General features: G+C 29.7%; 9 protein-coding genes. 6 read left to right on the plus strand and 3 right to left on the minus strand.

The annotated features are described in order from the left end of the window. Window positions 1-13: 13 nt before the first annotated feature. The 5 genes from BLV79_RS08560 to BLV79_RS08580 are packed head-to-tail and all read left to right on the plus strand — an operon-like array spanning window position 14 to window position 6,635. Complete coding sequence (locus tag BLV79_RS08560; protein ID WP_074718102.1) at window positions 14-1,282, plus strand: MFS transporter; 1,269 nt, start codon at window positions 14-16, stop codon at window positions 1,280-1,282. A gap of 19 nt (window positions 1,283-1,301) precedes the next feature. Next, the gene (locus BLV79_RS08565; protein WP_159429345.1) at window positions 1,302-2,054 is read left to right on the plus strand and encodes a thioesterase II family protein; all 753 of its coding nucleotides are present in this window, start codon (window positions 1,302-1,304) and stop codon (window positions 2,052-2,054) included. Beyond that, window positions 2,038-4,608 (plus strand): ABC transporter permease, encoded by a 2,571-nt coding sequence (locus BLV79_RS08570; protein WP_074718107.1) that lies wholly within the window; start codon window positions 2,038-2,040, stop codon window positions 4,606-4,608. Before BLV79_RS08565 ends, BLV79_RS08570 begins: the two co-directional genes overlap by 17 nt. A gap of 30 nt (window positions 4,609-4,638) precedes the next feature. After that, window positions 4,639-5,382: an ABC transporter ATP-binding protein gene (locus BLV79_RS08575; protein WP_074718123.1), complete on the plus strand. Its 744-nt coding sequence runs from the start codon at window positions 4,639-4,641 to the stop codon at window positions 5,380-5,382. A 29-nt stretch (window positions 5,383-5,411) separates the two neighbouring features. After that, window positions 5,412-6,635, plus strand: a complete 1,224-nt coding sequence (locus BLV79_RS08580; RefSeq protein ID WP_074718109.1) for an ACP S-malonyltransferase — start codon at window positions 5,412-5,414, stop codon at window positions 6,633-6,635. A 126-nt stretch (window positions 6,636-6,761) separates the two neighbouring features. Here BLV79_RS08580 and BLV79_RS08585 read toward each other — a convergent pair whose 3' ends face one another. Then, window positions 6,762-7,457 (minus strand): 4'-phosphopantetheinyl transferase family protein, encoded by a 696-nt coding sequence (locus tag BLV79_RS08585; RefSeq protein WP_074718111.1) that lies wholly within the window; start codon window positions 7,455-7,457, stop codon window positions 6,762-6,764. 223 nt (window positions 7,458-7,680) lie between these two features. Here BLV79_RS08585 and BLV79_RS08590 point away from each other — a divergent pair, with 223 nt between their 5' ends. After that, window positions 7,681-8,964, plus strand: coding sequence for a diguanylate cyclase domain-containing protein (locus BLV79_RS08590; protein ID WP_074718113.1), 1,284 nt, complete (start codon window positions 7,681-7,683; stop codon window positions 8,962-8,964). Window positions 8,965-9,097: 133 nt separating this feature from the next. On the opposite strand, the gene BLV79_RS08595 is transcribed toward BLV79_RS08590, so the two are convergent. Further along, the gene (locus BLV79_RS08595) at window positions 9,098-9,910 is read right to left on the minus strand and encodes a bacteriohemerythrin (RefSeq protein ID WP_074718115.1); all 813 of its coding nucleotides are present in this window, start codon (window positions 9,908-9,910) and stop codon (window positions 9,098-9,100) included. 537 nt (window positions 9,911-10,447) lie between these two features. Next, window positions 10,448-10,782 (minus strand): transposase (locus tag BLV79_RS08600; protein ID WP_143470238.1); only part of this gene is annotated, 335 nt, incomplete at its 5' end.

Here is a 10,782-nt window from a genome sequence, read left to right on the forward strand (position 1 = left end):
ATAGGAGTAAAATATGGAACAAAGTTATAACCAAATAAAAAACGTAAAAAGAAATATGTTTTTGTTGTTTGCAGGAAGGTTCATTAGTGATTTTGGCACAGCGTTATTTAGATTTTCCCTAAGTTTATATGTGTTAGATATTACAGGATCATCAACATTGTTTTCACTAATACTTACACTAACAATTCTTCCGGGAATTCTAGTAAGTATTTTCGCGGGTGCAATAGTTGATAAATACGACAAAAAAAAGATTATTGGAATCGCAGATTTATTAAGTGCAATATGTACAGGAATATTATTTGTTTTAATAGAGACAGTGACAAGTAGTTTGATTTTATTCGGCGTTGGAGTTGTAATGGTAAGTTTTATCCAGACTTTTTTAAACCTTGGTATAAACTCAGGAGTTGGAAATATGGTTCCGGAAGATAAAGTTGGAAAGATTAATTCATATTTCCAAGGAATGGGAGCATTACTTACTATTATCGGACCAATTTTAGGAGCAATTTGTTATGGAGTATTTGGAATAAAAATAGTACTTTTGATTGATTGCATTTCATATGCGATAGGTGCTGTAACAACATTGTTTATGGAATTTACAAAAAACAAAGAAGCTAAAGAGGAAATTACATTAAAAGAAAGTGTGAGTTATATTTTTACCTATGTAAAAAAATACAAAATGGTAAAAATTCTTATGATAATGCTTTTTGGTTTAACACTTGTGTATTATCCACTTACGAATCTTGCAATACAAAATATTATGAGAATTCGAGTTGGAGCAACAGAAAACCAGCTTTCTTATGTAGTAGCAGCACTTGGAATTGGCGTGATTGTTGGGGCAATAGTAGGTTCAACTAAAAAAATAGAAAACGAAATAAAGAAACTTTCAAATAAAATTTTTGCTTTAGCCATCTTGGTATTAGCGTGGGTGGCTCCTGCTATGATTTACTTAACTATGGATGTAAGTAAAAAAAGAACTCTAGTAATTACAGCAATTTTCATTGTAATAATGGCCGCGCTTGGAGCATTTTATACTCAGATTGTTATTCCTTCTTACTCTTACATGCAAATGTATGTAGATGAAAATGTAAGAGGAAGAGTATTTGGTCTTGCAACATCAGCACTAAATATAGCCGGTCCAGTAGGTTTAGTTTTATACGGAATACTATTTGATATGAAAATAGATATTGCAATAATTGTAATATCAGCGCTATTGCTTATAGGACTCGGCACTTATGTTGCACGAGCAACATTTAGATGTGATAGCATTCAAGAAAACATATAAAGTTTATAGAGGAGAAAAAATGAAACTATTTTGTTTACATCATGCTGGTGGTAATGGATACAGTTACTATCAGTGGAAAAGAATATTGAAAAATCAAGATATTATACCGATTGATTTGCCAGGACATGGAAGTAGAATAGAAGAAGATTTGCTTGTAGATTTTGAAGAAGCGGTGGATGATATTTTTAAGCAGATTGAATCTAAGATTAATAATTGTGAACCATATGCAATTTGGGGGCATAGTATGGGAGGATTATTTATCCTTTATATTTTAGATAAGATAAAAAAGAATAGTATCAAAATGCCAAGGCTTGTTATTTTATCAGGGGCATCAACTCCAAATGAGAAGCCAGACAGAAAACAGGTAAGTCAAATGGATGATGATGAGTTGATTGATATGATATATAACCAAGGCGGAACAGCAAAAAGTTTATTGCAGACACCTGAATTTAAGGAATGTTTTTTGCCGATTATCAGAGCCGATTATACTATCCTTGATAATAAAAAAGAGTTAGATTCAAAAGAATCACAATTTGACACCAGAGCATTTATTTTTAATGGAACTAAAGATATAAGTGCTTGTGAATGTGAAGAAGAATTAAAACAGTTTTTTACAGAAGAAGTTGAAGCTGTTCATTATGATGGTGGACACTTTTATTTTGAATCTCAACTTGAAAATGTGTGTCATAAAATTGAAGAAGTGATAGCTAAAACAAATAAAGTCATTTTTGAAGAAATAGAATCGGAGGAAGAAAATGCGATTAATTTTTAAGTATTTACTGCAAAATTTAAAAGCAAAAAAATTCAGAACAGTCATAATTATCGTTTTTTTGGTGCTTTGCAATTTTTTAATTATAGCAAATCTTGGCATAAATGATTATTATAACGTTGCTTATAAGAACAATGTTGAATATGAGAATGGTAAGGTGGATTGTGTTGTTAATCCAGGAACATTAGTGGATAAGAATTCAATAAAATTGCCCAAAGATAAAATAGATAATTCTTTTGATGTGCTTTTTGCAAGAGGAAAAATAGAAAAAGAATTCAATAACATTAAAGTGAATATCGTAGGCGCAGATTTATCGGCTTTAAAAAATGATAAGATGATTCATTCTGTAGAAAATTATGGAGTGGAAGAAAATGAAAATCATACGAATAATGATTCAGGAGAAAAAGATAAGTATATTATCATCTCTGAATTTGCAAAAGATCTCTTAGGTGCTAATGGTGGAGAAATTATACATACAGAATTTATTGGTGAAAAAAGAGATTTACAATTAACAAATATTGCTCAAAAAAGTGGAATTTTTGCAGGTGACAATGATAATAATATTACAATTCTTATGAGTTTGTCTCAGTTACAAAAATACTATAACGTAGGGGAGAAAGTCTCAAGCATTTATGTTAGTGTCAATAAAGATTACAAAATAGATACTGTTACACAGAAAATAAAAGACTTAAACAAAAAAGAATTTCCACAGCTAAAAGTAACAAAAACATATGATGAAAAAGCATTATCACAGAAAAAGAGTGCTAATACGCTCGCACTTATGGTTGCAATGCTTATCATGATTTTTATAAGTGTGTATTTGATTTCTTTTATTACAAAAGTAATTTTCATAGAAAGAATGCAGGTAATGGGAACTTTCCAAAGTATTGGAGCAACTTCGTTTAAGACGGCGCTTATATTTGTTGGAGAGAATGTATGTTACGGTTTAATCGGATGGATTGGTGGAAGTATTTTATCACTTGTATTTTGCCAAAAGATTTTTGAAAAATTAAATACATTCCAAAGTGATGTGAAAATCCATACAAAGATGTCGCTACTTTATTTTGCAGTTGCGTTGATTGCTAGTGTAGTAATTATGCTATTTTGTAGTATCGGTTCAGTAGCAAAAATGAAGAAAAAAACTGTCAAAGAACTTTTGATGTCTAGTAATAAAACAGCGAAAAATATCAGTTTAAATCATTTCGTAGTTGGAATTTTATTTGCTATTGCAGCCTTTGTTTGTTATAAACTAAACACAAATTACAATTTATTATTGGGCGTGGCTTGCTTTATTTTAACAGTCGTTAGTAGCATTATTTTGAGTGTTTATCTTGTGTGGGCAATAACTAAATTGTATGATGTGACATTAGGAAAAATCTTTAAACGATCATTCCATTTTGGTGTGGATAATCTAAGAAATGATAAGATGTTGAGTGGAAGTGTTACACTGATTAGTATTAATGTTTCAATGCTTCTTTGTATTGTAATGGTCATAATGAGTGTTAAGTTTTCTATGAAAACAATGATAGATAATAATGACTTTGATATATCATGCACAAGCCTATCCGACAATTTAGATGATTACAAGGATATTGAGACTTTAGACGGCGTAAAAGAAACATATCTTGATTACATATATCCATCTAAAGTTGAAATAAAAGGAAATAAAGCAGGGGCTACTTTTGTGGGAATCAGTAATGAAAAAGATTTTTATTCATTCCGTTCAAAGAGCATCAAGTATAACAGAGCTAATGCTAAAAAGCTAGTAGTAAACACAACTGAAAACGAGCAAGAAAATGTGTCTGAGAAAAGATATGTTATGATTGATTCATTTTTAGCGCAGAAAAACAATTTGAAAATTGGAGATAAAATAAAACTCATAAATTCAGAGAACAATAAAGTATTAAAAAAAGATTTTGAGATAATTGATTTTATTGATTCATCAGGATTTACAACAGCTAGAGATACAGTAATTGTAGACAATAAGTATTTAAAAGAAAATCTTAATGCAAAACCTTATCAATATTTAATTAAGATAAAATCGAATGCTGATGTTGATGAAGTTGTAAGAAATGTTTCAGATAAACTTATTGATACATCAACCGTTGTAAAAACTATTTCTGATGTTGTAGAAAGCAATATGTCTGGGGTAGATGCACTTGTTATGATTTTATACGTGATTATTGCTATTTCGGCATTGTTAGTAATATTTGGTGTAATCAATAATATTTCAATTAGCTTTTTAACAAGAAAAAGAGAACTTGCAGTTTTATATTCAACAGCAATGAGTAAAGAGCAGTTAAATATCATGTTTTATGGTGAAATTATAGCTATGTACTTCATTATAATGTTATATTCGATAGTGTCAGCAGTCATCTATAAATACATTATGCCAAAAATCTTATGGAGTGCAGGATTAGCATTTAAAATGAGTTTCCCAGTAAATGAAACAATTTTAATTGCAGGAATTTTATTTGTGATTTTGAATTTACTTGTAATAATTCCAATCGTTAATCTTAAGAGAATGAATACAGTAGAAGTTCTAAAATATGAATAGAATAAGTATTAGAGGAATAAGGTGATAGAAATGAATAGAATTTTAAATAATATAAATCAAAGCAAGGTAATAAATAACAAAAAAGAAGTTATCCTTGAAACTAAAGAATTAAAAAAAGATTTTGTAGGTGTGAATTCTTCAGATTTAAAGGTATCAATTTTAAAATCAATTGATTTTAAAGTTACAAGAGGTGAATTTGTTTCAATTATGGGCCCTTCAGGATGTGGAAAAAGTACATTATTGTATTTGTTAGGTGGTCTAGATAAACCTACTTCAGGAAAAGTAAATTTATTTGGAACAGATATTAACAATATTTCAGAAAGAAAAAGAAGTAAACTAAGATGCACAAAAATTGGTTTCGTTTTTCAGTTTTATAATCTTGTTCAGGGACTTTCGGTAGAGGAAAATATTGTACTTCCACTTGTTATGGCAGGAAAAAAAGTTGACAAAGATAAGGTTGAAGAAATCCTTGAGATAATTGGAATGAAGGGAAAAAATAAATATAAACCTAGTCAGTTATCAGGCGGTCAACAACAAAGAGTTGCAATTGCGAGAGCCTTAATTATTCAACCAGATTTAATTCTTGCAGATGAACCAATTGGAAATCTTGATTCGAAATCAGGTGATGCAGTGATGGAATTGTTTAGCAAAATAAATAAAAAATACAATACAACAATTGTTCAGGTTACTCACTCAGAAGAATCAGCAAAATATGGTTCACGAATTGTAAGAATGAAAGATGGAGTAATTGTATCTTCAGAAGAAGCATGTTAATTAATCGCTAATTATTTTTGGAGGAAGATATGAAAAAAAATTGTATAGCTCTTTTTACTGGGCAAGGTGCTCAGTATGTAAATATGCTTGACGAATTCGTTGAAAAAGATATGGATACCTTAAAGAGGGCAAGTGATGTTTTAGGATATGATATTTTAGAAATGTCTCGTGAAAAAGATAAGATATTTAAAACTGAGTATTCGCAACCTTTAAATTTCGTGTATGAATATTTGAAGTTTAAAGAATTCTCAAAATATAATGCTACGATAATGATAGGACATAGCATGGGTGAATTTGTTGCACTCACCTGTGCCGGTGTTTTGGATTTTGCAGCTGGTCTTAAACTTATTATGATGCGTGCAAAGTGTATGTCGAAAGTTAAAGCCGGATATAGAATGTTTTCTGTCATGGGTATTACAAACAAAGAAGTGGAAAAACTATGTAATTGTAATTACAGCAACATCCAAAGAGAAAGTGATAGCTACAATGACAACCGCATCCAAATAAGAAGCAACAGCTCCACAGAAATTCTAGTAAGTAACTACAATGGAAAAAAGCAGACCATTGTTACGGTTCAAAAAGATCAAATTGATAGTTTTAAAGAATTATTTAAAAAAGAGTACCCAAAGGTGCTTATCAAAGATTTGAAATTAGATTATCCTTTTCATACTATACATATGAAAAATTGTGCTGATGAATTTAAAAAAATCATAGATAAAACAGAATTTGTTAAGTCTGATATTAAAATCATTTTAAATGCAACAGGTAGAATGTTTGATTTAAATAGACCAACTTTATTGAAAAAATATTTGGTGGAGCAAATGTATCGACCAGTCAGATTTACTGATTGTTTGAAAGAAGGTTTTTTATCGGGAGAAAAAATCTGGATAGAGTTCGGGCCAAAACCTGTTTTGTCCAAAATGGCAATGAGAGAATATAAAGATGTAAAAGCTTTTAGTGTAAGTCAAATAGGGGCCAAAACAAATATAAAGGATGTTACGTTTACCCCAAAAATTCAAGAAAAAGATATAATAGCAAAATTAAAAGAGTATCTTTATATTTTATCAACTACAGAAACTAAAAATGTGGATGAGTTAGAATGTAAAGAAATCAGCAAAAAATATCGACTTCTTAGTAAAATGTATAGTTCGTATGCTAAACAGGATACAAATGAAAAGAATGAGGATGAAGATTATCAATATCAGTATAATTATGCGAAAAAAATATTTGAAGAAGCAATGCTTTTAAAATAAAAAGTGATTTAATAAGTTAATAGACGTAAGGTGTGCAATATCATTATAACCTTACGTCTATTTTTTTCGTATAGTGAAGAGAGCCTAGTGATGTGAGCGTGGTGATGAGCATCTAGCGATGCGTGCTTAGTTAAGAGCATCTAATGAAAGAAAATAATTATAAATATCCTCTTCTTTAAAACTCTGTGTATTTGATAAGAAATCAGTTCTATCGGAACTAACAGATTCACTGACATTATAGTAGATAGAAATGATGTATTTGTCTTTTTGGAAGGTATAAGAGTTGTTCTTTATATAATCACTTAAAGTATTAATTTCACTAAAATTTGTAAATAATCCTGTACCAAGTTGTTTAGTGTATGCTTCCTTTAACGTCCAGATTTTATAAAAATTATAATTATAAGAAACTGAACTTTTGTCCAAAGTTGAAATAAATTTTTTTTCAGAAGCAGAAAAAGCAATATCAATTATCTCAGGAAGCGCGTTAGTGCATGTTTCAACATCTATACCACAAGCTTTGTCAGAAATTGCACAACAAATAAATCCTTTTGTATGGCTTAGATTAAAATGAATGTTCGGATGAGATACAAGAAAGGGTTTCTTATTATCTAATCTGTCAAAAATTAAATCATCGTAATCAATATTGTATGTTTTCCAAAGGCAAAAACAAACGAAAAGATAGCTTAGTAAACAATTCTTTTTATCGCTATCATGTATAAAAGAATGTAATCTTATAAAACGATTTTTAGGTAAAAAGAGTTCGAATTGTCCATCAAATAAGGTATATGTGGTCGATATTGGTAATAAAAAAATTTTAAGCATTATATTAGTTCTCCAATTAATTAATATTTTTCTACAACTTTTAATTTTACCAAATATAGAAAGAAATTAGCAAGAAATTATGAAACGGTATTTAATTTTATTATTTTTTTAAAAACATAATAAAAATATTTCGTATAACTATTTTCTTTGTTTGACAAATAAACTCGGTACTTTTATATTTATAATAGGAAGGTTTATAATGAATTTTTAATCAGGAGGGACTATGGAGCAATATCATTACAAAGAAGAGATACAAAATGCATACGAAAGATTGTTGCATCCATTAGCAATTTATCAATATTTGGATGGAAGCATTATTCCCATAGTATTATCGGATGGCTTTTGTGAAATGTTCGGATATAAAAATCAGGAAGAGGCAAGTAAGAGTATTAGAGAAAATATATATAGTGGCATTCATCCAAAAGATGTACCAAATATAAAAAATGAGATTCATCGTTTTCTTGAGGAGCGCAATGGATATGAGACAATCTATCGTATTCGCCCATATAATGGAACCGAGTATAAAATGATCAGAGCTGTAGGAAAACCAGAGCAAATTGGAGAAGATATTTACTTAGCACATATTTGGTATACAGATGAAAGTATAGATGTAAATCAAAAAATAATAAATCTTAAAGATTCTATATCTTCATTATTGAAACATATGCCAGCTATGACATTTACAAAAGATATAAAAACACGAAAATATTTAGCATGTAATCAATCATTTGCAGAATATGCAAATAAAGAAAAGCCAGAAGATGTTGTCGGATTGACAGATTTTGAAATTTTTGACAAAGGTACAGCTGAACATTTTATTGAAGATGATAAAAGAGCAATAGAAATGGATAAGCCATATATTTTTTACGAAGATGTATTTGATGCGGAAGGAAATAGACGTCAGTTCCAAACAACAAAACTTAAATTTATAAATGCAAGTGGAAGAGCATGTTTATTGGGATTATGCCAGGATGTTACAGAGGCAATGTTAGTTAAAATAGAATATGATAAAAGATTAGAAAATGTAATCAATATTGCTAATGTTGACGCACTGACAGGAATTAGAAATAAGTATGCTTATCAGGTTTTAGAAGAAAAAATGAATATGCAGATAGAGGCAGGAACATTAGAAAAGTTTGCTATTACAGTGTTTGATGTTAATAACCTTAAAGTGATTAATGATACCTTAGGACATCAGGCAGGAGATGAGTACATCAAAGAAGCTTGTAAGTTGATTTGCGATACGTTTAAACATAGTCCTGTTTTTAGAATTGGCGGAGATGAGTTTGTTGCAGTTTCTGTAAGAGAAGATTATGAATGTCTTGATATGCTTTTGAAAGCTGTGGAAGAAAATAATAATAAAGCAAAAAATGATGCGGGAATGGTAGTCGCGTGTGGTACAGCTAGATACTGCAATGAAAAAAGTGTATCTGAGGTATTTATAAAGGCCGACAAAAATATGTATAAAAATAAACATCAATTAAAAAGACTAGGTGACAAGGAGTAACAGTAGTTATGAAAATAGAAGAAGACATAATACCTATTATGCATCGGAATTTTTGTTTTTAAATAATTCCGATGCATAGCAATCACTCATATTGGTGGATGCCGTAAAAATAATACTATTTTTACAGGCTCAATTATTTATTTTTATGATTTGTAAGATAGTATTCACCAATTTTTTTATCCATTCTTTTTATGTGATTTGAGAGCCAATTGAGTAAAAAAGATAGAAGGTCATTCAAGTAATCATCTTGGTTATCATCAATGTTGTCTAAATTTATTTCATTTAACCTTGAAACAAATAAAGCGTGAGCAACTTCTTGCTTATCGAGATTTGGATAGCCAATTTTTAACATAAAACGTTCCTCATCAGCAAAGTGAAATTCAGTGTATTCGCGTAATTCTTCGATTATTTCTATAATTGAATCATATTTATCAAAGAGGGTTTCATCATTAATCAGGTTATTGGCTTGACTCATTATTTCGAAAAGTCGTCTGTGTTCATTATCGATAAAATCTACACCAACAAGGTAATCATCAGTAAAAGTAAAAGGAGTTTTTGTTTTGCCAATCAAAGTATCACTACTAATAACATGACTAAATAACCACCGTGACATATAATCAAGTAAGTCAGATGCTGTTTTGGTTAGATTTTCATCCGATAATCCCGTTAGGTGTATGTTATTAATTTTTGCTTTAAAAGCTTCATGAGCTTTCTGTTGATGAGGTAATTCGGGATCATTGATTTGTTTCATATAGGCTTCTTCGTGTTCAAAGTGTGTACTTGCGTAATTTTTTAAATTTCTTAAAAGCTCTATACAAGCTATTTGCTTATCTATAGTTTTATCATTTAAATCGACATATGCATCATTGATTAATTTAAATAATTTTTTATGCTCATTATCTATTTCTTCAATGCCAGTTAAACAATCATCGGTGAATATTAGCATATGGTGAACCTCCTTTTGTATTTATGATTTGTTCGTGAACTACGTGGCAACAAGTTGGCGAGAATTACCATTTGAATTCTTAAATATAATACTAAAAAGTAATACTAAAATGCGATACTCAAATACATTAATAGTAAAAAAGGATTATCGCACTTTATATCGAAAAAAATTAGTGAATTATTTATTAAAACTATTTTTTTTGGATTTTTTATTGAAATATATATTATAATATTTTAGGAAAAGTATTTCTGGCGAATTGATTAATTAGTTGGAATATGTTAGAAATCTATAAATCATGAATATTCTAAATATAAAGCATATATGCTTGTGAATATGTGATAGGGTTTAAATTATGTAAAACAATAGAAAGACTAACTATTAAAAGTCAAGTTAAAAAATGATATTTTTTGATTAAAGTGCAGAAATGCATTTTAGATATATTTTGAACTCAGTTGGAGTTCTATGAACCTTGAAAACTGCATGACAAAAAGAGCATCTATGTAGGTGCTCAAAAAAGGAGTATTGAATTAGAAAAAGTTAAGATGCTTTAATGTATTGCTGATTTGTTTTTTCGAGATGATAAATGACTCGTACTAGCTTTTTTACAGCGTGAGATAGAGCGACATTATAATGTTTACCTTCGGCTCGCTTCTTGGCTAGATATTCAGCAAAAGTTGGATCCCAATGACAGACATATTTGGCCGCATTATATAGTGCGTATCGCAAATATCTGGAGCCACGTTTTTCCATATGGGCGTAAGCACCATCTAGTTGGCCTGATTGGTATGTAGATGGCGAGAAACCAGCATAAGCTAAGATTTTATCAGGAGAATCGAATCGGTTGAAATCACCGATTTCAGCAATAATCATAG

Source organism: Lachnobacterium bovis DSM 14045, assembly GCF_900107245.1.
GTDB classification, from domain to species: domain Bacteria; phylum Bacillota; class Clostridia; order Lachnospirales; family Lachnospiraceae; genus Roseburia; species Roseburia bovis.

Excerpts from the sequence above, each read along its gene's own strand:
- BLV79_RS08570 (WP_074718107.1), top strand. The coding sequence starts at position 2,038 with ATGCGATTAATTTTTAAGTATTTACTGCAAAATTTAAAAGCAAAAAAA.
- BLV79_RS08565 (WP_159429345.1), top strand. The coding sequence starts at position 1,302 with ATGAAACTATTTTGTTTACATCATGCTGGTGGTAATGGATACAGTTAC.
- BLV79_RS08580 (WP_074718109.1), top strand. The coding sequence starts at position 5,412 with ATGAAAAAAAATTGTATAGCTCTTTTTACTGGGCAAGGTGCTCAGTAT.
- BLV79_RS08585 (WP_074718111.1), bottom strand. The coding sequence starts at position 7,457 with ATGCTTAAAATTTTTTTATTACCAATATCGACCACATATACCTTATTT.
- BLV79_RS08590 (WP_074718113.1), top strand. The coding sequence starts at position 7,681 with ATGGAGCAATATCATTACAAAGAAGAGATACAAAATGCATACGAAAGA.
- BLV79_RS08595 (WP_074718115.1), bottom strand. The coding sequence starts at position 9,910 with ATGCTAATATTCACCGATGATTGTTTAACTGGCATTGAAGAAATAGAT.
- BLV79_RS08575 (WP_074718123.1), top strand. The coding sequence starts at position 4,639 with ATGAATAGAATTTTAAATAATATAAATCAAAGCAAGGTAATAAATAAC.
- BLV79_RS08560 (WP_074718102.1), top strand. The coding sequence starts at position 14 with ATGGAACAAAGTTATAACCAAATAAAAAACGTAAAAAGAAATATGTTT.